The organism is Pseudomonas tremae (assembly GCF_023278125.1).
In the GTDB taxonomy this organism is placed as follows: domain Bacteria; phylum Pseudomonadota; class Gammaproteobacteria; order Pseudomonadales; family Pseudomonadaceae; genus Aquipseudomonas; species Aquipseudomonas tremae.
Window position 1 is genome coordinate 4,109,814 of the sequence record NZ_CP066270.1, and the last position, 21,588, is coordinate 4,131,401.

The 21,588-nt window shown below is 56.9% G+C and carries 21 protein-coding genes; 5 read left to right on the forward strand and 16 right to left on the reverse strand.

The genetic code is table 11. The annotated features are described in order from the left end of the window. Positions 1–92: 92 nt before the first annotated feature. The 4 genes from lon (at position 93) to cmoB (ending at position 4,871) form a co-directional block, all read left to right on the forward strand. Complete coding sequence (gene lon, locus I9H09_RS18565; RefSeq protein WP_024691476.1) at positions 93–2,510, forward strand: endopeptidase La; 2,418 nt, start codon at positions 93–95, stop codon at positions 2,508–2,510. Positions 2,511–2,678: 168 nt separating this feature from the next. Then, a complete protein-coding gene (locus I9H09_RS18570) occupies positions 2,679–3,071 on the forward strand; it encodes a protease inhibitor I42 family protein (protein WP_005889261.1) in 393 nt (130 codons plus the stop codon). A 100-nt stretch (positions 3,072–3,171) separates the two neighbouring features. Further along, positions 3,172–3,915: a carboxy-S-adenosyl-L-methionine synthase CmoA gene (cmoA, locus tag I9H09_RS18575; protein WP_122346497.1), complete on the forward strand. Its 744-nt coding sequence runs from the start codon at positions 3,172–3,174 to the stop codon at positions 3,913–3,915. Further along, a complete protein-coding gene (cmoB, locus tag I9H09_RS18580) occupies positions 3,912–4,871 on the forward strand; it encodes a tRNA 5-methoxyuridine(34)/uridine 5-oxyacetic acid(34) synthase CmoB (protein WP_005889257.1) in 960 nt (319 codons plus the stop codon). The genes cmoA and cmoB overlap by 4 nt, the downstream gene beginning before the upstream one ends. A gap of 8 nt (positions 4,872–4,879) precedes the next feature. On the opposite strand, the gene pdxJ is transcribed toward cmoB, so the two are convergent. From pdxJ to rpoE, 11 genes are all read right to left on the reverse strand, one after another. Next, entirely contained in the window at positions 4,880–5,620 is a 741-nt protein-coding gene (gene pdxJ / locus I9H09_RS18585) for a pyridoxine 5'-phosphate synthase (RefSeq protein ID WP_005889255.1), read from the reverse strand. An 85-nt stretch (positions 5,621–5,705) separates the two neighbouring features. Next, entirely contained in the window at positions 5,706–6,389 is a 684-nt protein-coding gene (recO, locus tag I9H09_RS18590) for a DNA repair protein RecO (RefSeq protein ID WP_122323864.1), read from the reverse strand. Positions 6,390–6,448: 59 nt separating this feature from the next. Continuing rightward, entirely contained in the window at positions 6,449–7,351 is a 903-nt protein-coding gene (gene era / locus I9H09_RS18595; RefSeq protein WP_005889251.1) for a GTPase Era, read from the reverse strand. Continuing rightward, the gene (rnc, locus tag I9H09_RS18600) at positions 7,344–8,033 is read right to left on the reverse strand and encodes a ribonuclease III (RefSeq protein ID WP_005620106.1); all 690 of its coding nucleotides are present in this window, start codon (positions 8,031–8,033) and stop codon (positions 7,344–7,346) included. The genes era and rnc overlap by 8 nt, the downstream gene beginning before the upstream one ends. After that, the gene (locus tag I9H09_RS18605) at positions 8,030–8,407 is read right to left on the reverse strand and encodes a DUF4845 domain-containing protein (protein WP_005889246.1); all 378 of its coding nucleotides are present in this window, start codon (positions 8,405–8,407) and stop codon (positions 8,030–8,032) included. Before I9H09_RS18605 ends, rnc begins: the two co-directional genes overlap by 4 nt. Positions 8,408–8,516: 109 nt before the next feature. Next, positions 8,517–9,371 carry a signal peptidase I gene (gene lepB, locus I9H09_RS18610; RefSeq protein WP_005889244.1) on the reverse strand — a complete coding sequence of 285 codons (855 nt, stop codon included), beginning with the start codon at positions 9,369–9,371 and terminating at the stop codon, positions 8,517–8,519. 9 nt (positions 9,372–9,380) lie between these two features. Beyond that, positions 9,381–11,177: a translation elongation factor 4 gene (gene lepA / locus I9H09_RS18615; RefSeq protein ID WP_024671681.1), complete on the reverse strand. Its 1,797-nt coding sequence runs from the start codon at positions 11,175–11,177 to the stop codon at positions 9,381–9,383. Between the two features lie 171 nt (positions 11,178–11,348). After that, a complete protein-coding gene (locus tag I9H09_RS18620) occupies positions 11,349–12,773 on the reverse strand; it encodes a DegQ family serine endoprotease (RefSeq protein WP_235661329.1) in 1,425 nt (474 codons plus the stop codon). Positions 12,774–13,065: 292 nt separating this feature from the next. Then, positions 13,066–14,025, reverse strand: a complete 960-nt coding sequence (locus tag I9H09_RS18625; RefSeq protein ID WP_024671683.1) for a MucB/RseB C-terminal domain-containing protein — start codon at positions 14,023–14,025, stop codon at positions 13,066–13,068. Between the two features lie 8 nt (positions 14,026–14,033). Next, complete coding sequence (locus I9H09_RS18630; RefSeq protein WP_236502218.1) at positions 14,034–14,624, reverse strand: anti sigma-E factor RseA C-terminal domain-containing protein; 591 nt, start codon at positions 14,622–14,624, stop codon at positions 14,034–14,036. A 33-nt stretch (positions 14,625–14,657) separates the two neighbouring features. Continuing rightward, complete coding sequence (gene rpoE / locus I9H09_RS18635; protein WP_005889236.1) at positions 14,658–15,239, reverse strand: RNA polymerase sigma factor RpoE/AlgU; 582 nt, start codon at positions 15,237–15,239, stop codon at positions 14,658–14,660. Between the two features lie 496 nt (positions 15,240–15,735). Here rpoE and nadB point away from each other — a divergent pair, with 496 nt between their 5' ends. Next, positions 15,736–17,343, forward strand: a complete 1,608-nt coding sequence (gene nadB, locus I9H09_RS18640; protein WP_236502219.1) for an L-aspartate oxidase — start codon at positions 15,736–15,738, stop codon at positions 17,341–17,343. Positions 17,344–17,650: 307 nt separating this feature from the next. Here the strand turns inward: nadB and I9H09_RS18645 are convergent, their stop codons facing one another. The 5 genes from I9H09_RS18645 to I9H09_RS18665 all read right to left on the reverse strand — a co-directional run bounded on the left by I9H09_RS18645 (position 17,651) and on the right by I9H09_RS18665 (position 21,451). Then, the gene (locus tag I9H09_RS18645; RefSeq protein WP_050587164.1) at positions 17,651–18,187 is read right to left on the reverse strand and encodes a hypothetical protein; all 537 of its coding nucleotides are present in this window, start codon (positions 18,185–18,187) and stop codon (positions 17,651–17,653) included. Between the two features lie 287 nt (positions 18,188–18,474). After that, a complete protein-coding gene (locus tag I9H09_RS18650; protein WP_236502220.1) occupies positions 18,475–19,743 on the reverse strand; it encodes an Ig-like domain-containing protein in 1,269 nt (422 codons plus the stop codon). Between the two features lie 42 nt (positions 19,744–19,785). Beyond that, on the reverse strand, positions 19,786–20,184 hold the full coding sequence (locus I9H09_RS18655; protein ID WP_122357917.1) for a hypothetical protein: 399 nt from the start codon (positions 20,182–20,184) through the stop codon (positions 19,786–19,788). A gap of 286 nt (positions 20,185–20,470) precedes the next feature. Beyond that, entirely contained in the window at positions 20,471–20,794 is a 324-nt protein-coding gene (locus I9H09_RS18660; protein ID WP_122357918.1) for a hypothetical protein, read from the reverse strand. Between the two features lie 147 nt (positions 20,795–20,941). Next, positions 20,942–21,451: a hypothetical protein gene (locus I9H09_RS18665; RefSeq protein ID WP_236502221.1), complete on the reverse strand. Its 510-nt coding sequence runs from the start codon at positions 21,449–21,451 to the stop codon at positions 20,942–20,944. Positions 21,452–21,588 lie beyond the last annotated feature (137 nt).

The following is a 21,588-nucleotide window of genomic DNA, read 5'->3' on the forward strand; positions in this document are numbered from 1 at the left end:
TAATTGCCCCTTTACAGACTATCGACCGAAACTATTGAAACCTGAGGATCGCTGCCCCATCTAAGAGCCATGTTCAACTTCTCAGGTGCCCCATGAGCGACCAGCAGACAGACTCGCCAGATTTGCCCAACGACGAAGACGAGCACGACGTGTCTCTGAGTTCCGACAGCACCTCGCTTGCCTTGCCCGGCCAGAACCTGCCCGACAAGGTTTACATCATTCCTATCCACAATCGCCCGTTCTTCCCGGCGCAGGTTCTGCCGGTCATCGTCAACGAAGAGCCCTGGGCCGAGACCCTCGAGCTGGTCAGCAAGTCCGAACATCACTCGCTGGCGCTGTTTTTCATGGACACCCCTCAGGAAGATCCGCGCCACTTCGACACGGCTGCGCTTCCCGAGTATGGCACTTTGGTGAAAGTTCACCACGCCAGTCGTGAAAACGGTCGTCTGCAGTTCGTGGCGCAAGGGCTGAGCCGGGTGCGTATTCGCACATGGCTGAAGCATCATCGTCCGCCGTATCTAGTGGAAGTCGAGTACCCGCAACAGCCCAACGAGCCCACTGACGAGGTGAAAGCGTATGGCATGGCCCTGATCAATGCGATCAAGGAACTGCTGCCGCTGAACCCGCTGTACAGCGAAGAGCTGAAGAACTACCTCAATCGCTTCAGCCCCAACGATCCTTCGCCGCTCACGGATTTTGCCGCTGCGCTGACTTCTGCAACCGGTGTCGAGCTGCAGCAGGTGCTTGACTGCGTGCCGATGCTCAAGCGCATGGAGAAAGTCCTGCCAATGCTGCGCAAGGAGGTCGAGGTTGCGCGGCTGCAGAAAGAAATCTCTGCCGAGGTGAACCGCAAGATCGGCGAGCACCAGCGTCAGTTCTTCCTCAAGGAGCAGCTCAAGGTCATCCAGCAGGAGCTCGGGCTTAGCAAAGACGACCGCAGCGCCGACATTGAGCAGTTCGAACAACGTCTGGAAGGCAAGACCTTGCCCCCGCAGGCGCGCAAGAAATTCGACGAGGAAATCGGCAAGCTCAAGGTGCTGGAGACCGGCTCGCCGGAATACGCTGTGACGCGCAATTATCTGGACTGGACCAGCTCGTTGCCGTGGGGTGTCTACGGCGCTGACAAGCTGGACCTCAAGCACGCGCGCAAGGTGCTCGATCAGCACCACGCCGGACTGGATGACATCAAGGCGCGGATTCTCGAATTCCTCGCCGTCGGCGCCTATAAGGGCGAGATCAGCGGTTCGATCGTATTGCTGGTCGGCCCGCCGGGTGTGGGCAAGACCAGCGTCGGCCGCTCTATCGCCGAATCACTGGGTCGCCCGTTTTATCGGCTGAGTGTGGGCGGCATGCGTGACGAGGCCGAAATCAAGGGCCACCGCCGCACCTACATCGGTGCCCAGCCGGGCAAGCTGGTGCAGGCGCTGAAAGATGTCGAAGTCATGAACCCGGTCATCATGCTCGATGAAATCGACAAAATGGGCCAGAGCTATCAGGGCGATCCTGCCTCTGCGCTGCTGGAAACCCTGGACCCGGAACAGAACGTCGAATTCCTCGACCATTATCTGGACCTGCGCCTGGACCTGTCCAAAGTGCTGTTCGTGTGTACCGCCAATACCCTGGACTCGATCCCCGGTCCGCTGCTCGACCGTATGGAAGTGATTCGCCTGTCCGGCTATATCACTGAAGAAAAACTGGCGATTGCCAAACGTCACCTGTGGCCCAAGCAACTGGCGAAAGCAGGCGTCGCCAAGAACAAGCTGACCATCAGTGACACTGCCCTGCGTGCCGTCATTGAAGGCTACGCGCGGGAAGCCGGTGTGCGGCATCTGGAAAAGCAGCTCGGCAAACTGGTGCGCAAGGCTGTCGTCAAATTGCTCGATGCGCCCGACTCGGTGATCAAGATCGGTCCGAAAGACCTTGAAGCCTCACTGGGCATGCCCGTGTTCCGTAGCGAGCAAGTGCTATCGGGTGTCGGCGTGATCACCGGCCTGGCCTGGACCAGCATGGGTGGCGCAACCCTGCCGATCGAAGCGACCCGCATTCACACCTTGAACCGCGGCTTCAAGCTGACCGGGCAATTGGGTGATGTCATGAAGGAGTCGGCAGAAATCGCCTACAGCTACGTCAGCGCCAACCTGTCGAAATTCGGTGGCGACGCGAAGTTCTTTGATGAGGCGTTCGTGCATGTACACGTTCCCGAGGGCGCAACCCCGAAGGACGGCCCCAGCGCGGGCGTGACCATGGCCAGTGCCCTGCTGTCACTGGCGCGTAATCAGGCGCCGAAGAAAGGTGTCGCCATGACCGGCGAACTGACACTGACCGGGCACGTGCTACCCATCGGTGGTGTGCGTGAAAAGGTCATTGCATCCCGTCGCCAGAAAATCCACGAACTGATCCTGCCGGAGCCCAATCGTGGCAACTTCGAGGAACTGCCGGATTACCTCAAGGAGGGCATTACCGTGCACTTCGCCAAGCGCTTTGCGGATGTAGTGAAAGTGCTTTTCTAGAGGTTGATGCAGCGCGGCCACCCGCGCTGCTTCTCGTTCCTGCGCCCCAGCGTGGGAACGTAGCTCTGGACGCGCTGCGTCATATCCCGAGCAGGACACCTGCCGTACTCCCCCATAAAACCCTGATCGGTTATCCTTGCGCATCGTTTCGCAATACCGGAACTTGCCATGACTCCTGCCCGTTTTATTGCACCGTTAAGCCTCGCGCTGCTGACGGCCTGTGCTCAGACGCCGAAAAGCATCGTTTCCATCGACTCGCAAAGCGACTGCCCTCTGGCACTCAAGACCGGCCAGACGCTAATCCTGACACTGCCCAGCAATCCAACCACCGGCTTTCGCTGGCTGACCCAGAACCCCGCGCAGAATATCCTGCGAAGCCTGGGCCCTGAGGTGTACGCCAATGCCGAAACCAAGGAAATGGTCGGCAGCGGCGGGCAATCCGTGTGGCGCTACAAGGCAACCGACGCCGGGACCGGAAGGCTGATGATGACCTACCAGCAGCCTTGGGCGCCGGAAGTCCCACCGGAGCAGACATTCGAGTGCGCAATCACGGTGGACTGACGCATTGTCCACCGCAGGTTAGACAACACGCACTGCACCATGCATCCCGACGACAACTTGGCTAGAATGCCCGCCTTTCAAAGCCTTCGCCGGAACTGCCGTGAGCAAAGAACCCGACCGTATTTTCGCCCAGCCTCTGGCCCAGGTGCCTGATTTCGTTTTCAACGAAGACGTCGTGCGGGTATTCCCGGACATGATCAAGCGCTCGGTGCCCGGTTACCCGACGATTGTCGAGAACCTCGGCGTGCTGGCCGCGCAGTTCGCCCAGCCGCGCACCGTTCTGTATGACCTGGGGAGTTCTTTGGGCGCGGTCACTCAAGCTTTGCGTCGGCATGTGCGCGGTGAAGGCTGCGAGGTCATCGCGATCGACAACTCCAGCGCGATGGTCGAACGCTGCCATGAATACCTCAACGCGCAGAACTCTATGTTTCAGGAGTTGCTGCCAGTACAGGTCGTCGAAGGCGATATCCTGGCACTGGAGTTCAAGCCCGCCTCGGTGGTGGCGCTGAACTTTACCCTGCAATTCATCGCCCCCGAACAGCGTCTGGCCCTGCTTGGCCGTATTCGTGACGCGCTGGTGCCAGGCGGTGCGCTGATCCTCTCGGAGAAACTGCGTTTCAACGATGAGCAGGAACACGCGCTGCTGACTGACCTGCACGTTGCCTTCAAGCGCGCCAACGGCTACAGCGACCTGGAGATTTCCCAGAAACGCAGCGCCATCGAAAACGTCATGAAACCCGACAGCCTTGAAGAACACCGCCAACGCCTGCTCGCCGCTGGTTTCTCCAAGGTGGTGCCGTGGTTTCAGTGCCTTAACTTTGCCTCGTTGATTGCCCTGCCATGATTGATCTCGCCCCCCTTGTCCGTCGTCTGGCGGGCACCCCTCTGGCTGAATGGGCCAATGGCCTGCAAGCACAACTCGACACCAAAATGAGCAAAGGCCACGGCGACCTGCAGCGCTGGCAGAGCGCGCTCGACGCCCTGCCGGACCTGCAGGCCGACAAGGTAGACCTGACCGACAGTTTCACCCTGCAAGCCGATTGCGACGGTGAAACCCGCACCGTGCTGCGTAAGGCGTTGCTGGGCTTGTCGCCGTGGCGCAAGGGACCGTTCAACGTGTTCGGCGTGCATATCGATACTGAATGGCGCTCGGACTGGAAGTGGTCACGGGTATCTCCGCACCTCGACCTGAAGGGCAAGCGTGTTCTGGACGTCGGTTGCGGCAACGGTTACTACCAATGGCGCATGCTCGGCGCGGGCGCCGACTGTGTGATCGGTGTGGACCCTAACTGGCTGTTCTTCTGTCAGTTCCAGGCCATGCAGCGCTACCTGCCCGACCTTCCCGCCTGGCACCTGCCCTTCGCACTTGAAGATTTGCCGGCCAGTCTGGAAGGCTTCGACACAGTGTTTTCTATGGGCGTGCTGTATCACCGCAAATCGCCGATCGACCATTTGCTGGCACTGAAAGACTGCCTGGTCAAAGGTGGCGAACTGGTGATGGAGACCTTGGTGATACCGGGCGACGTGCATCAGGTACTGGTGCCTGAAGACCGTTACGCGCAAATGCGCAACGTATGGTTTCTGCCATCAGTACCTGCGCTGGAGCTGTGGATGCGTCGCGCAGGGTTCACCGACGTGCGTTGCGTCGACGTCAGCCATACAACGGTGGAAGAACAGCGCAGCACCGAGTGGATGCGCTTTCAGTCACTGGGCGACTACCTTGACCCCGCTGACCACAGCAAAACCGTCGAAGGCCTGCCCGCGCCGATGCGTGCCGTGATCGTGGGGCGCAAGCCCTGATGAATCGCTTATCTGGCAGCCGCGACAATCAGCGCTTTCATCTCTGACACCGCTGCCTTGAAGCCAACGAACAGTGCATGGGCCACCAGTGCGTGACCGATGTTCAGTTCGTTGATGCCCTTGATCGCAGCCACTGCCTCGACGTTGTGATAGTGCAGGCCGTGACCGGCGTTGACTATAAGCCCCTGAGCGAGGCCAAACGCCACACCATCGGCAACCCGTTGCAGTTCTTCGGCCACTTCGGTGGGGGTCTGCGCATCGGCATAACGGCCGGTGTGCAGTTCGATGGCTGGCGCGCCGACACGTTTTGACGCGGCGATCTGGCGTTCGTCAGCATCGATAAACAGCGAGACCTCACAGCCGATCCTTGCCAGCCGCTCGACCGCCGCCTTGATCCGCGCCTCCTGCCCGGCAACATCCAGCCCGCCTTCGGTGGTCAGTTCCTGGCGTGTTTCCGGCACCAGGCAGATATGCGCAGGACGAATGCGCTCGGCAAACGCGAGCATTTCTTCTGTCACGCCCATTTCGAAGTTCATGCGGGTCTGCAGCACGTCCTTGAGCAGCAGCACGTCGCGCTCCTGAATATGCCGGCGGTCTTCACGCAGGTGAACGGTAATCCCGTCTGCGCCCGCTTCTTCGGCGTCCAGCGCCGCTTTCACAGGGTCCGGGTAACGTGTGCCGCGGACCTGACGCAGAGTGGCCACGTGATCAATGTTCACGCCAAGAAGGATGCGGGTGCTTTGGGTCACGGTTGTCTCCAGAAAATGTGCGAGCTGATTGCTTGAAACTCGGGGCTATTTGAAACCGACAGATAAAACAGAGCATAAAGCCTGATCAAGGCTTGCGAAACAGTTCACGACTAACCAGCGGCCGCCCGCCGAGATGCACGGCCAGCGCCTGACGCATCAGACGTTTGGCCGCCGACAAGGCACCCGGAACACTCCAGTCTGCCTCGGACATCGCCAACAGTTCGGCGCCTTGAAACAGACCGGGCTGGAGCAGGTAAACGCGCTCGAGGCCGGCATCCACTTGCAGGCGGTACATGCCATCGACCGCCAGCGGATCACCATTGATATCGGCGTCCATGGCAAAGCCGTAGCCGAGGTCATCCAGCAACCGCCATTCAAACGAACGCAGCAACGGCTCCAGCGGACGGCCAAGCGCAAGCGCAATCAGCGTAGCGGCATAGTGATCGAATACAGCAGGGTGCGGGTCTTCGGCGGGTAGCAGGCGAATCAGCAATTCGTTGAGGTACATGCCACTGAACAGGGCTTCGCCGGTCATCCAGGTCGCAACGCCCGCACTTTCCATGCGACCGACATTTTTCAGTTCGCCGCGACCACGAAACTCGACTTCAAGCGGCACAAACGGACGTGCCAGCGAGCCAGCCTTGCCTTTGGCACTGCGCAACACGGCACGCAGGCGGCCCTGCGGGGTCAGGAAATCGACCAGTGCGCTGTTTTCACGGTACGCACGGCTATGGAGCACATAAGCAGGTTGGCCGTTGGGCGTGCTCATCAGGCGGGCTCGGAAGAGAAAGGTTCGCCCGACCGCAGAAGGTTCGGGCGAAGGACAGCTTAAAGGTCGGCGTAGCCCAGAGAGCGCAGTGCGCGCTCGTCATCGGACCAGCCACCCTTGACCTTGACCCACAGGTTGAGCATGACCTTGGAGTCGAACAGCAGCTCCATGTCGCGACGGGCATCACTGCCGATACGCTTGATGCGGTCGCCCTTGTCGCCAATGATGATCTTCTTCTGCCCGTCACGCTCGACGAGAATCAGAGCGTGAATGTGCAGCGTACGACCCTGCTGCTTGAACTCTTCGATTTCGACGGTGATCTGGTAAGGAAGCTCGGCACCCAGTTGGCGCATGATCTTCTCGCGAACCAGCTCGGCAGCCAGAAAACGGCTGCTGCGGTCGGTAATCTGATCTTCAGGGAAAAAGTGATCGTTCTCTGGCAGATGGGTAGCGATCAGGCTTTCCAGCGCTTCCAGGTTATGCCCGTGCTGTGCCGAGATCGGCATGATGGAAGCATTCGGGAGTTGGCCTTGCAGCCACTCCAGATGCGGCATCAGATCACTTTTGTCTTCGATGCGATCAGTCTTGTTGATCGCCAGAATGACCGGGCCTTCCACGTACTGAACTCGCTCCAGGACCATTTGGTCCTCGTCGGTCCAGCGAGTGCGGTCGACCACGAAGATCACCACATCGACGTCTTTCAACGCCGCCGAAGCGGTCTTGTTCATGTAGCGGTTAAGCGCTTTTTCGCCATTCTTGTGCATGCCGGGGGTGTCGACATAGATCGCCTGCACGGCGCCCTCTGTCTTGATGCCCAGCATGTTGTGGCGGGTGGTCTGCGGCTTGCGCGAGGTGATCGCCAGCTTCTGACCCAGAATATGGTTGAGCAGCGTGGACTTGCCTACGTTAGGACGGCCGACGATGGCAACATAGCCACAGCGTGTTGCGGTTGTATCATTCATGACCGTTCTCCACGCCCAGGGCGATAAGTGCTGCTGCGGCGGCTACCTGTTCGGCAATCCGGCGGCTGACACCCTGTCCTCGGCTTTTTTCATTCAATAGGTTGATCTCGCATTCGACGAAAAACGTCCGGCAATGCGGCTCGCCCTGGATATCCACCACCTCGTAACGCGGCAAATCACAGGCCCGCGACTGAAGAAACTCCTGCAGTCGGGTCTTGGGGTCCTTGTTGGTGTCCACCAGCGTAAGGCTGTCGAACTCGGTCGTCAGCCAGGCCAGCACGCGTTCGCGCGCCGCTTCCATGCCTGCGTCGAGATAGATCGCCCCGATCAGCGCCTCGAGGGCGTCGGCCAGGATGGATTCACGACGGAAGCCACCGCTTTTCAGCTCGCCAGAGCCAAGACGCAGGTACTCGCCCAGATCGAAGCCACGCGCCAGCAATGCCAGGGTTTCGCCCTTGACCAGACGCGCCCGCAAACGTGACAGCTGCCCTTCGCGCGCCTGAGGAAAACGCTCGAACAACGCCTCGCCCGCTACAAAGTTGAGAATCGCATCGCCGAGAAATTCCAGCCGCTCATTGTTGCGACCGGCAAAACTGCGATGGGTCAGGGCCAGGATCATCAGCTCCTGATCCTTGAAGGTATAGCCGAGCTGACGCTCAAGGCGGCTCAAGGATACGCTCACGGTTTACCCACACTGAATTGCTTGTCGAACTTCAACACCAGATCGATGTTCTGGAACCAGGGTTCACGCTGCTCATAATTCAAATGAGCCTTGAACGCATTGTTCTCCACCGTCACTTTCAACGCCTTGTTCAAATCTATATCCCGAATACTGTTGACCTGCATGTTCTTACCGACATAACCGTAAAATTCGTCGACCGTGGTGATGTCCAGGGTCTGATTGGTGTCGACCGCTTCGATGATTTTTTTCATCGTCATATAGTCGAGGTAGTGCGGAACCAGCTTGAAGGCCGTGGTGGTTGCAAACGCGACCAGCGCCAGAACCAAAAGCCATCCCACGAACGAAAAACCTTTTTGAGAACCAGAGAACTTCATGTTCGACCTCAAAGGTGGACAGCCTGCCCGAGCGGGCCGGCGAATCGTTCAGCGGTTTCCCGTCAGCCCGAAATGACAAACGGCGCTGCTTATGGCAGCGCCGCATCGATTACTTGATCAACCCTACGCGTGCAAAATTAGGGAAGTGGCTCAACTTGGGTTCCGGCCAGCTCATCCAGACAGCGAAGGCCTTGCCCACGATGTTCTTGTCCGGAACCATGCCCAGCTCGTCCTTGGGAATATTGGGATCATCCCAGTAACGACTGTCATTGGAGTTGTCGCGATTGTCGCCCATCATGAAGTAGTGCGCGGCCGGCACTGTCCACTCGCTGTCAGGCGGCGCACGGTAACGGCTCATTTCCTGGCGGATCTGGTGTTCTACAGCGCCCAGTTGCTCGTCGTAGAGTTCAGCGCTGCCCAGTGTACCGGGCTCGGTGCCGATCAGCTTCTTGGCCACCAGCTCACCATTGATGAATAGGCGCTTGTCGCTGGTGTAGCGGATGCGATCACCTGGCAGACCGACCACGCGCTTGATGTAATTGACGCTCGGGTCGCTCGGGTAGCGAAAGACCATCACGTCGCCACGCTGCGGATCACCGATCTCGATCACTTTCTGGTCCAGAACCGGCAGGCGAATACCATACGCGAACTTGTTGACCAGAATGAAATCACCCACATCCAGCGTCGGCTTCATGGAACCCGAAGGGATCTGGAACGGCTCGACCAGAAACGAACGAAGCACCAGCACGATGAACAGCACCGGAAAGAACGACTTGCCATATTCAACCAGCAACGGCTCCTTGTTCAAGCGCTCGACGACAGCAATGTCAGGTTCTCCGACGCTTCCCTGATAGTTGGAAATGGCGACCCGGCGACGAGGCGCGAGGATGACCAGATCAATCAGTGCAAGCACGCCACAGACGAAGACAGCGATGACCAACAACAGCGGGAAATTTAGTGACATAGGACCTGACTATTCCAACCTCAGCACGGCAAGGAAGGCTTCCTGTGGAATTTCCACGTTGCCGACCTGCTTCATGCGTTTCTTACCGGCCTTTTGCTTTTCCAGCAATTTACGCTTGCGGCTGACGTCACCGCCGTAGCATTTGGCCAATACGTTCTTTCTAAGCGCCTTGACGGTAGTCCGGGCCACGATCTGACCGCCAATGGCGGCCTGAATTGCCACGTCGAACATCTGTCGAGGGATCAGCTCTTTCATCTTCTCGGTCAACGCACGTCCTTTGTAGTGCGCGTTGTCACGGTGAACGATCAGCGCCAGTGCATCGACCTTCTCGGCGTTGATCAGCACATCGAGCTTGACCAGGTTAGCCGACTGGTAACGATCAAAATGATAATCCAGGGAAGCATAACCGCGGCTGACAGACTTGAGACGATCGAAGAAGTCGAGAACGACTTCGTTCATTGGCAAATCGTAGCTCACCTGAACCTGAGTGCCGAGGAACAGCATGTCATGCTGAACGCCGCGCTTTTCGATGCACAACGTAATGACGTTGCCCAGGTGCTCCTGCGGCACAAGAATATTTGCCCGAACGATGGGTTCGCGCATGTCTTCGATGGCCGACAGGTCCGGCAGCTTCGACGGGTTGTCGACGTAGACTGTCTCGCCGGTCTTCAGCAGCAACTCGAAGATAACGGTGGGTGCGGTGGTGATCAGGTCGAGGTTGTACTCGCGCTCCAGACGCTCCTGGATGATCTCCATATGGAGCATGCCCAGGAAGCCGCAACGGAAGCCGAAGCCCAGTGCGTCCGAGCTTTCAGGCAGATACTGCAGCGAAGAATCGTTCAGCGTAAGCTTTTGCAGCGCCTCGCGGAAGTCTTCGAAATCGTCCGAACTGACCGGAAACAGGCCCGCGTAGACTTGCGGCTGAATACGTTTGAAGCCGGGCAGCATGTCCACATCAGGCGTGGTGCTGAGGGTCAGGGTATCGCCGACAGGCGCGCCGTGAATGTCCTTGATGCCTGCAATGATGAAGCCTACTTCACCGGCTTTCAGATCAACGGTTGCCGTGTGCTTGGGGTTGAACACCCCGACGCTGTCGACCAGATGCATCTTGCCGGTGGATTTGACGAGGATCTTGTCACCCTTGCGTACGCGGCCATGACGCACACGCACCAGCGACACAACGCCCAGGTAGTTGTCGAACCACGAGTCGATGATCAACGCCTGCAGCGGATCTTCGATGTTGCCGGTCGGTGGCGGAATGGTCGCTACCAGACGCTCGAGCACCTCATCCACGCCCATGCCGCTCTTGGCGCTGCACGCCACGGCATCGGTGGCATCAATGCCGATGATCTTTTCGATTTCTTCCTTGACGCGGTCCGGGTCAGCCTGGGGCAAATCCATCTTGTTCAGCACCGGCATGACCTCAAGGCCCTGCTCGATGGCGGTGTAGCAGTTGGCGACCGATTGGGCTTCAACGCCCTGACCGGCATCGACCACCAGCAATGCACCTTCGCACGCGGCGAGAGAACGGCTGACTTCATAGGTGAAGTCCACGTGCCCCGGGGTGTCGATGAAGTTCAGCTGGTAGGTGATTCCGTCTTTGGCCTTGTAGTACAACGTAACGCTATGGGCCTTGATGGTGATCCCGCGCTCACGCTCGAGATCCATGGAGTCGAGCACCTGGGCTTCCATTTCGCGCTCGGACAAGCCGCCGCACATTTGAATGAAGCGGTCGGCCAGCGTCGACTTGCCATGGTCAATGTGGGCGATGATGGAGAAATTGCGGATATGACTCAAATCACTCACGGATCAACACTCAAAAAGGTTGCAGGCAGATTGCCCGCCGAAAAATAGCCGGGAATTGTACCTGAACTAAGCAAGAGGCGTCACGCTCGCAGGCACCCGGATCGGGGCAGTGCAAACAATCAGCCACAAAAAAGGGTGGCCGCAGCCACCCTTCCCGGTCACATCAGCCCGTTACTCGGACAGTTTGAAGGTGATGAAGGTCGCACGACCCTGACGCAGGACGCGCATCGACACCGAGCGATCCTTGGGCAGGCTTTTCGCCACATCGGTAAATTGCTTGCTGGACATGATCGCCTGATTGTTCAGGTGAGTGATCACGTCACCCGGCTGCAAGCCGATCAGGGACGCCGGACCGCCAGTGACTTCCTTGATTGCCACGCCACCTTTGATGTCCAGGTTTTTTTTCTGCTCGGCGGTCAGTTCGATCACCGAAACACCCAGACGATTGCTGCTGCGCTCGGCACCGGAGCCCGGGATGTCACCCATCTCCTGACCCTCATCAGGCAGCGCGCCCACGGTCACCGTCAGCTTTTGACGCTTGCCGTCGCGAATCACTTCAAGCTCGGCCTTGCTGCCGTCCTTGAGATTGCCGATCAAGTGCGGCAGGTCAGCCGACATGATGACTGGCTGGCCGTTGGCGCTGAGAATAACGTCGCCTACCTGCAAGCCACCCTTGGCAGCCGGGCCATCTTCAAGCACCTGTGCAACCAGTGCGCCGGCAGGCTTGTCCAGACCGAACGATTCAGCGAGGTCCTTGTTCACTTCCTGAATGACTACGCCCAGCCAGCCACGGCTGACTTTGCCACTGGCCTTGAGCTGGTTGGCCACATCCATCGCGACATCGATCGGAATGGCGAAAGACAGCCCCATGAAGCCGCCGGAGCGAGTGAATATCTGCGAGTTGATCCCGACCACTTCGCCAGCCATGTTGAACAGCGGACCACCCGAGTTACCCGGATTGATCGCCACGTCGGTCTGAATGAAAGGCACATAAGTATCGTTTGGCAGACTGCGACCCTTGGCGCTGACGATACCTTTGGTCACCGAATGGTCGAAACCGAACGGCGAACCTATCGCGAGCACCCACTCGCCCACTTTGAGCGTGTTCGAGTTGCCCAGCTTGGCAGTCGGCAGGTCTTTGCCCTCGATTTTCAGGACCGCAACGTCGGTACGCGGATCGGTGCCCACCAGCTTGGCTTTCAGCTCGCTGCGATCGGACAGGCGCACCAGAATCTCATCGGCGCCATCGATCACGTGGTTGTTGGTCAGAACATAGCCATCAGGGGAGATGATGAACCCCGAACCCAGCGATTGAGCCTCACGCTGGCGATCCCCCTTCCCCACTCCCGGCGGGCGGGAACCCGGCGGCATGCTGCGTTCGAGAAACTCGCGCAGCACTGGCGGCAAGCCTTCCAGATCAGGCATCTGCTGATTGGCAACGGCGCGGTCCGGCAATTTCTGACGAGTACTGATATTCACCACTGCAGGCGATGCCTGTTCGACCAGACCGGTAAAGTCCGGCAGGTTCTCGGCCTGAGCCGTGGCGACCTGACCGAGCATCAGCACGGCGGCAATCAATGAGAAATAAGACTTCATGCGTGGTATCGACATACGGCTCCCGTTGGTAACGAGCAAATTAAGCAGTACAGAGCAACTGACTCAGCAACCTTGAGCAGTAACGCTCATTCCAGAGTCAGATATAGGGCCCACGAACGACAAAGGCCAGAGCTGCGAGGCTGTGACCTATAGAAAAAAATCGGATTTTTTGCAACTCGCAAACCTCACCAAACATTTCAGTATCTCGCGCAAGGCCAGTTTGACTGCGGTCTGGCGGCTCATTGAACCGAAGATGAAAACTTTTACATCCCGCGACCGGGCTGCTTCAAGTCTATTTCTTTGCTGACTCTTCATCACCGCGCATCGACAGCGCAATACGCTCGGCGGTACCCATCGGCACTTCTCCGACGACCGTCATCATCATGTCGCCCTGAGGCGTAGTGAGACGACGTGAGACTGCCACGGTAGGGCCTAGCTGAGTGCGAATATCCGACGAAGAACTGCCTTTCACCGCTTCAATGAACACCGAGAAGCTCGCCAGGCCATCGCCATACGTCAGACGAGTCACTGGTGACTGGCTTGCGCCGTCCTTGCGGACACCGCTACTGCTTAACTCAAAACCTGGCGGCAGCCAGTCAGAATGCCAGGCCACAGGGCTGGTAGTAGGCTCAGGCTTGGCTTTCGGAGCAGATACGGCTTTGCAATCGGCGCTGGCATTGAGCGCCTGCTCGGTCAAAACACTGGCTGTATCGAGGTCGGTGAACTGGAAACGCTCAAGCAGTTGCCCTCGTTCGCTCAATAAGAGTGATTTGAGCAAGAGCCCGGTTTCGTTATCCAGATGCAGCTCGAGGCCGTATCGGTGCTGATCTTTGGGCGTTACTGCAACGATTGTCGTCTGGCGACCCGCCACTCTGGATTTGCCGACTATTTTCATGTCGTACCAGGCAGAAAGTCTTTTGACATCAAACGCGCGTGAGGTAGAAACTGGCGGGTTGACCACACCCGCTTCAAGCGTACCGCTGACGCACTGAGTAAGCCCGCCAACACGTACCACTTCTTGAGCAGAGCCATCGAGTTGCAGCAAACGCTCCTGAACCTTGCCATCCGCTATGCGGTGCCAGATCCGGTGCGTAGAAAAACTACCGTTACGTTCGTAGACGAACGTGCCCTGATAGCTTTGTTGCTGGTCAACCCTGGCAAGACGATTGATTGCGTCTTGCGCATCATCAGCGTGTACCGGAAGGGCAAGCCATCCACCAAATAGTAGCGGCAGCAGAGGGACGGCTCGCATGATCCTCCTTAACGGTTTTCCAGGCTCGCAGCGCGGGCATATGGCAGCGCGCTTTCAGTGCCTTTCAGCGCAGCTTCCTGTGCATGCTGACGCAGGTAACCCGGCAAACGCTGATCGGCTTCGCCAGCGCCCTGCAGTACACCATTGGCCATCGGACCAGGTGCTTGCTCGGCACTTTCAGTGTAACCGGCCAGAACTGCAGGACCCTTGACTTGCGGGACCGACAGGTTGGCAGGCTGCTGAGTCTGCTGAGCAAGTTGCGCCCCTGCAATGTCGTCCTGGTTGTACAGGCGGACACCAGCCAGAACGGCAACGGTAACCGATGCTGCTACAGCCAGGCGACCCAGCGTACGCCAAGGACCACGTGCAACCTTCAGCGGGCTGACTTCATCGGCGATAGCGGCAGACACAGCAGCCGAAATATCCAGATGAGGGAGCAACAGCTCTTTGTGCATGGCTGCGCGGGCAACCTGATAACGCGACCAGGTGGCGCGAATGTCGGCATCGTCAATGGCATTTAATACCCGACGTAATTCCAGTTCGTCCGCTTCGTTATCCAATACCGCGGACAGCGATTCCTGCAGGGCTTCACGACTCATGGCGGGTTCCTCTCTTGGGCTATCGCCGCTGTCTCAGGATTCCTGCAACAACGGCTGCAGGGCTTTATCGATGGCTTCCCGAGCGCGAAAGATCCGAGAGCGCACGGTACCAACTGGACACTGCATGACGCTCGCAATGTCTTCATAACTCAGACCATCGAATTCACGTAAAGTTAGTGCGGTACGTAAATCTTCCGGGAGAAGCTGGATGGTCCGATGGACGGTGCCCTCGATCTCATCCCTTAGCAATGCGCGCTCCGGCGACTCGATGTCCTTGAGGCCATGATCGCCATCGTAGAACTCCGCGTCTTCAGACCTGACATCGCTATCCGGTGGACGACGACCTCTCGACACCAGATAGTTTTTCGCCGTATTAATGGCAATGCGATACAGCCATGTGTAAAAAGCACTGTCACCGCGAAAGTTTCCGAGCGCCCGATAAGCCTTTATAAAAGCCTCTTGCGCAACATCCTGAGCCTCATGGGTGTCGTGCACAAACCGCACGATCAACCCTAGAATTTTGTGCTGATATTTCAACACCAACAGATCAAATGCTCGCGTGTCGCCGGCTTGTACCCGCTCGACAAGCTGCTGATCCTCTTCCTGGGTTAGCATGAACACTCCTCGTTAAGCTTGAAGGAGCGTTGCAACTGATATTTCTCAGGCTCGCAAACATAGACTCGGGCTTTTCGCAAAAGTTCTCCCCCTTCCAGCAAGTTTCCTGCAGACCATCATAAACGCCTGCACGAAAAACGCAGCGCGACAAAGTCGGCTGCGCGAATAATCTTGTCGTCGGCTCGCAGTTGATGATCACTTATCTAACCCTGCAAAACGACGCTGTTCCTTTATAGGCAACCTGCTATTGAGTCTGGTTCTCATGAGAAAGTTCCATATACACAATTGCAGGGGTGAGCAGCACATTGTACGAAACGCCCTGAAATCAATGCACTGGCGCATGTCCAGTGACGAATCAAAGGGAAAACAATATGCAGGACGCTCAGGACTGGAGCACAATCCGGACCCGCCGTGGTCTCACATTGCCATGTAGGCGCGGCTATTGTGCCGTTACACCCATACTTATACTAGTAGCCGCCAAGGGCAGAATTCATAGATGAGTCGATATTTTCAGCACGACGTACTGGTAATTGGCAGTGGCGCTGCCGGATTGAGCCTGGCGCTGAACCTCCCCGACCACCTGCGGATTGCAGTTCTGAGCAAAGGAGATCTGTCCAATGGCTCGACCTTCTGGGCGCAGGGTGGAGTGGCGGCGGTGCTGGATGACACAGATACAGTGCAGTCCCACGTTGAAGACACGCTGAATGCCGGCGGCGGCCTGTGCGACGAGGACGCTGTTCGTTTTACGGTCGAGCACAGCCGCGAAGCGATTCAATGGCTGATCGATCAGGGCGTCCCGTTCACCCGCGGCGACAAAGCAAAGGCCGATGAAAGCAGCTTTGAGTTTCACCTGACGCGTGAAGGCGGCCATAGCCACCGCCGAATCATCCACGCTGCAGACGCTACAGGAGCGGCGATTTTCCGGACGCTGCTCAAACAGGCACGCAAGCGACCCAATATCGAGCTGCTGGAGCAACGCGCCGCGATTGATCTGATCACCGAACGCCGCCTTGGGCTCGAAGGCCAGCGTTGCCTGGGGGCCTATGTTCTGGATCGCAACAGCGGCGAAGTGGATACTTATGGTGCGCGCTTTACCATTCTGGCTTCGGGAGGCGCCGCCAAGGTCTACCTGTACACCAGCAACCCGGACTGCGCGTGCGGCGACGGCATTGCGATGGCCTGGCGCTCCGGTTGCAGGGTGGCAAACCTTGAGTTCAATCAGTTCCACCCGACCTGCCTGTATCACCCGCAGGCCAAGAGCTTTTTGATCACCGAAGCGCTGCGCGGTGAAGGCGCGTACCTCAAGCTGCCCAACGGCGAGCGTTTCATGCCGCAATTCGACGAGCGCGCAGAACTCGCCCCTCGCGACATCGTTGCCCGGGCAATCGATCACGAAATGAAGCGGCTGGGCATCGATTGCGTCTATCTGGACATCAGTCACAAGCCGGAAGCATTCATCAAATCGCACTTCCCGACCGTCTACGAGCGCTGCCTGGAGTTTTCCATCGACATCACTCGCCAGCCGATCCCAGTCGTCCCGGCAGCGCATTACACCTGTGGCGGCGTGATGGTCGACAGCAACGGGCACACCGATGTGCCAGGCCTGTACGCTATCGGCGAGACCAGTTTCACCGGCCTGCACGGTGCCAACCGCATGGCCAGCAACTCACTGCTGGAATGCTTCGTCTATGCCAGATCGGCGGCGACGGACATCGAGAAGCAACTGGCTGATGTGCGCATGCCAACCGACCTGCCAGCCTGGGACGCAAGCCAGGTCACCGACTCGGACGAAGACGTGATCATTGCCCACAACTGGGATGAATTGCGGCGCTTCATGTGGGATTACGTCGGTATCGTGCGCACCAACAAACGTCTGCAACGCGCTCAGCACCGCGTGCGATTGCTGCTGGACGAGATTGACGAGTTCTATAGCAACTACAAAGTCAGCCGCGACCTGATTGAACTGAGGAACCTTGCTCAGGTAGCGGAACTGATGATCAGGTCTGCCATGGAACGCAAGGAATCTCGGGGTCTGCACTACACGCTGGACTATCCAGAGATGCTGCCAGAGGCGAAGGATACGATCCTTACACCCGACAAATGAGGCACGTTAGGAGCCCCAAGAGTAGCACCTAAGGCCCCGTTTGTAACAGCTTTGGGCCATATTTGTCCCAGCCCTGGGGTCCTTACCGCACCGTGCGGCTATGAGCTGGCGAGCAGCTAACGACCTGCGCGAGGGCCTACGGGGGTAACCGCTGGGATGCATGTGAAAGGTGGTCATTCAGATTTTTCTATCAGATTTTCATTGAGGGACCTTGAGTTTCCCATACAGCCAGAAGGCCACATGAACAGCTACGCAGACCCAGTAGGCAGCCTGTAGCGTGTCCATGAGGTTCTCCTTGAGGTATCGGTTAACGGATTGGGTTTGCCTTCTCGTGGGCCTTAGCTTGGCGTAGGTACTTCTGTTGCTCTCTCTGGGCGGGACTCAGAGGTCGCTTAGGAGCCTTTTTGAATCCCTTGAGGGCGTTCCAGTCACAGCGGTCATTGAAGACATGACGCTCAAGGATGGCGGCACTATGGTCATTACCCATACTGCGCATCTTGTCGGCCACCAGTAAGGCAACCTCTGGCATCTCAAGGATGGCCTCGAAGGCGTCATAGACAACGTCCTTGAATTCGGGGGAGACCCAGCCAGCGTACTCAAGGGTTGCTCGTTTGGTCGCATGAAGCCGGTTCTCTTTGGCTGCCCTTTCAGAATGCAAATTCTGCATTGTCAAAAGGCGTTCAGCTTCTCGGGTTCGCCATTGGCCCGGTGCTTTTCCCTTGGGGAGCTTAAGGGTCTGCCAGATGTCAGTGAGGTCCCACATACCGGAGTCGTTTGCCTTGAAGGCTTGGCCTTCGATGATGATGACGTGGGAAGCGTGCTTGTGTTTGATGTTGATTGTCATGGTCGTGTGATCCTTTTGGTTTGAACCCTATGGCCGACCTCCCTGAAGACCCACAGACGCCCCACCGGGCAATCGTCAAGGTTCCATAAGGTTCAAGCCAAAAGAGTCTGTGATTGAATGACCAGCACCCCAGGCGGTCGGGCCTTGAAGTTGGTCGGGTTGATAATCTGCAAATTCAATGGCCCCAGATTTGAGGGCATTAAACCAGTTACTGACGTTAGCTCACCTTTGAGCTGACCCTGCCGGTCCCTCTCGGGCCGGTCTTACGGGTCATCTTTCAAACGTTGTTAAGCAGCGGCAGTTACATTCACTGTGTAGGAGGCCGAGAAACCACCCTCAGCAGTCGTTACCTTGATTGTCGCCTTGCCCACTTTGAGACCCTTTACAGAACCCGTTGGGGATACCGTTGCGACTGAGGCATCGGATGTGGCCCATGTGATGCTCTGATTGGTGGCATTTGCAGGGGACACAGTGGCAGCGTTTGAGTATGAAGCACCCACGGCGAGGTCCTTAGAGGAGACCTTAAGGGATACGCCCGACACCGGAGTGAACAGCTTCACGTTGGTGATCATCGGGAACGCTACAGTTTCAGTTTGAAGACCATCTTCGGTCAGCTTCACCTTGACCTTGCCGTTCGCCACGATGTCCACGACAGTCATAATCTCGATGTCCCAGGCTTGGGCATTGCCGTTGCGGGTCGCAAGGATTTTCCAGATGTCGCCCTCACGGTTCTCACGGTAGCTCAGAGAGGTGAACATCTTGGGCAGCAAGAACAAACCGTAGTCAGTACCGCTGTAAGGCTGCACAGACGCGCCAATAAGGTTCTCGATTTCACCCACACCAGCACGCTGGGCAGCACGCTCAAGTACAGCCACCATCGACACAGGCAGCAACACCACGAAGTCAGACAAAGAGGTGCCCACGGTCTGATTGATGTGCATCGTCAGGAGGTCAATAAGATCTTCAGCAATTTCTACAGGCTTGCCCGTTGGCTTAACTTCAGAGAAAACCTCGGTACTTGCAGCGGTCGAAAGAATGCCAGCGATTTTACCCGCTGCACTTAACTCAATGTCACGCAAGATCTTGTCAGCAGTTTGAGCCATTGATGCTTCGGTAAAACCAGCAATCAAGTTGTGGTCGAGGATCGTCACGCGATGACTAATAACCAGAGCTGAATCGGTAGGTTCCGTAAAGATGATCGACCCGGCCGATACTTCGCCCTTGCTAATGGTTTGGTTATCCCAGTTCTTGCGAGGATCGAACTTAACGGAGCGATCAGCCATAGTGATAACTTGTTGACCGGTAGCCTCAGAGCCCGCAGGACGGAACTCGCAGGGCGTTCTTTCCATAGCAGCCTCGCGCCACTCATCGCCATTCAATAAGTCCTCAGCGGCTTCCACAAGGGCTTGTACATAGACCGATGGATCAGTGCTTGTAAGTGTCTCTGCTCGTACATCGGAAGTGCTGAAGTGGATTGATGCATTGTTATCGTCAATGGCGTTGATATTCCATTTAACGGTGTCTACATGCGGTGCTACGTACTGATTAGGTTTCATAGAATTTTCTCCTGAATTAGATGATTGAAGTTCGGTCTTGGTTTACCAGCCGGAGTTACCACGGGATGCCGCACGGACACGGGCACCTTGCTCACGAATGGCAGCGGCACGGGCTTCCTTGTCAGCTTTGGCCTGAGCCAGTTCACGGGGCGTCCACTCACGGCAGCGCTCGGCATGGGCATCGGCTTCACGTTGTTGACGCGCTCGCTCAGATGCCTTTGCGGCTTTGTCTCCGTGGTACTCGCGGGCAACATCAGGAATCGCTTTGAGCGAAAGACCGGCCTCATCAAACACTTGGACGATCTCGAATTGGCGACTCTTAACGGTGCCGCATTGAGCGACCAACATAGGCAGCATGATGTTTTCTACGTACTCACGGTTCAGGACTTGCCCTGACACAGTTACTTCATTCTTCAAGACTTCTGTGATTGTGATTTTCATTTGTTTGGATCTCCTATGAGTTGATCCATTAGTCAGCCTTAGCGCCATTGAGGCACACGACCAGACGGCCAAGGAGAGAAGACCACGAGGCCTCAACTAAAGCTGACTAATAGATTCTGGGGTTTGGGTTATTGCAGATGATCTAACAGGAAATGGCGAAACCTGAGAGGGCATCTTTATGGACAACCGTGGCGACGGTCACTGTAGCCGGGATAGAGAATATTTTTATTGGATTCGGTGTCTGTCCCAATAGTGAGGGGTTTTAAACGACACCTTGACTGATACTTCAAAGCCTGATCGAAATTGGCTCTTTACCGACCATTGGGATTCTCAAAGGCGTCTTTGCGAGCGCCTGTAGATTGAGTCCAGCCGAGACCAGCTCAATGATCCTTTCGCCAGTCTTGTAAGAGCCCTTTAAGGATGCTTCACGAACCAGAGCGTCGATATCAAAGGAGACCATTCCGTTTTCATAGCTTCTGAAGTTTGCTCTATAATCGGTGAGTAGATTCTTTACAATGATCAATTGACCCCTTGAGGCTGGTGGGAAGACCCGAGACAAAGCAATCAGGTCATGTTCTTTAAGCAATTCGTTTGCTGGATAGGTGTTCATGTGAGTCCTCCTTAAAGATTTCTTAGAGATAAATGAAAAGAAGGGGTTGTAATTATTAATTACCCCTCCTCCTCAGAACTGGTCGATTAACTGGTCGATGCCGTTGGCCCTTGTGGCCTCGTTGAGTTCTTTTTAAGTATGCGGCGTTTAATCAGCCCCAAGATCTCGGATGTCGTAGTGCAGCTTCGCGAGCGTCTCGGAGTCTGGCGCGGTGAGCGTGTCAGTCCAGTCGTTGCGCCGCATTGGTAGGATCTCCCCGTTGTCCATCTCGAAGGCGAGGCACTTGGGCCTTGACTTCATCAGATATGGCATTGCCAGTTCAACGGCTTTCACATACCGCTGGGCTTGCCGAATACCGATGCTCAAGAAGTCGCCAACGGATGTCGCGGTTATCTCTGGAAGCTGCGCGAGGATTCCGAAAAGATGCTTCACGGATAACGGCTTTGATGAACCGCCCACGCTAATTGCTCGATCATGCCAGTCCAACCTTGCGATGCCCTCAATGATGTCCGATGCGAAATACGGGTACTGACCGTAGTTAGTGGTCGGCCCAATGAAGCCCTCGAAGGGATTGGCGATAACTTTGGTGGGGCGGCCTCGGCCACGCTTGGCGGTTGCGGTGATCGCTTCTGATTGCGCTGGGTTGAAACTTGTCATGAGTAGTCCTCCTGTTGTTGGTTGCAACAGTGAGGGTTTTTACGACAGCGAACTTTCAGCGTTACTAAGTGAGGGTTTTTGCAAGCTCGCCAGATGCGTCAACTCGGACGACAGCGCAGGCCATATCAACGCATGGA

Excerpts from the sequence above, each read along its gene's own strand:
- lon (WP_024691476.1), top strand. The coding sequence starts at position 93 with ATGAGCGACCAGCAGACAGACTCGCCAGATTTGCCCAACGACGAAGAC.
- I9H09_RS18570 (WP_005889261.1), top strand. The coding sequence starts at position 2,679 with ATGACTCCTGCCCGTTTTATTGCACCGTTAAGCCTCGCGCTGCTGACG.
- cmoB (WP_005889257.1), top strand. The coding sequence starts at position 3,912 with ATGATTGATCTCGCCCCCCTTGTCCGTCGTCTGGCGGGCACCCCTCTG.
- recO (WP_122323864.1), bottom strand. The coding sequence starts at position 6,389 with ATGAGCACGCCCAACGGCCAACCTGCTTATGTGCTCCATAGCCGTGCG.
- era (WP_005889251.1), bottom strand. The coding sequence starts at position 7,351 with ATGAATGATACAACCGCAACACGCTGTGGCTATGTTGCCATCGTCGGC.
- I9H09_RS18605 (WP_005889246.1), bottom strand. The coding sequence starts at position 8,407 with ATGAAGTTCTCTGGTTCTCAAAAAGGTTTTTCGTTCGTGGGATGGCTT.
- lepB (WP_005889244.1), bottom strand. The coding sequence starts at position 9,371 with ATGTCACTAAATTTCCCGCTGTTGTTGGTCATCGCTGTCTTCGTCTGT.
- I9H09_RS18620 (WP_235661329.1), bottom strand. The coding sequence starts at position 12,773 with ATGAAGTCTTATTTCTCATTGATTGCCGCCGTGCTGATGCTCGGTCAG.
- I9H09_RS18625 (WP_024671683.1), bottom strand. The coding sequence starts at position 14,025 with ATGCGAGCCGTCCCTCTGCTGCCGCTACTATTTGGTGGATGGCTTGCC.
- I9H09_RS18630 (WP_236502218.1), bottom strand. The coding sequence starts at position 14,624 with ATGAGTCGTGAAGCCCTGCAGGAATCGCTGTCCGCGGTATTGGATAAC.
- rpoE (WP_005889236.1), bottom strand. The coding sequence starts at position 15,239 with ATGCTAACCCAGGAAGAGGATCAGCAGCTTGTCGAGCGGGTACAAGCC.
- nadB (WP_236502219.1), top strand. The coding sequence starts at position 15,736 with ATGAGTCGATATTTTCAGCACGACGTACTGGTAATTGGCAGTGGCGCT.
- I9H09_RS18645 (WP_050587164.1), bottom strand. The coding sequence starts at position 18,187 with ATGACAATCAACATCAAACACAAGCACGCTTCCCACGTCATCATCATC.
- I9H09_RS18650 (WP_236502220.1), bottom strand. The coding sequence starts at position 19,743 with ATGAAACCTAATCAGTACGTAGCACCGCATGTAGACACCGTTAAATGG.
- I9H09_RS18655 (WP_122357917.1), bottom strand. The coding sequence starts at position 20,184 with ATGAAAATCACAATCACAGAAGTCTTGAAGAATGAAGTAACTGTGTCA.
- I9H09_RS18660 (WP_122357918.1), bottom strand. The coding sequence starts at position 20,794 with ATGAACACCTATCCAGCAAACGAATTGCTTAAAGAACATGACCTGATT.
- I9H09_RS18665 (WP_236502221.1), bottom strand. The coding sequence starts at position 21,451 with ATGACAAGTTTCAACCCAGCGCAATCAGAAGCGATCACCGCAACCGCC.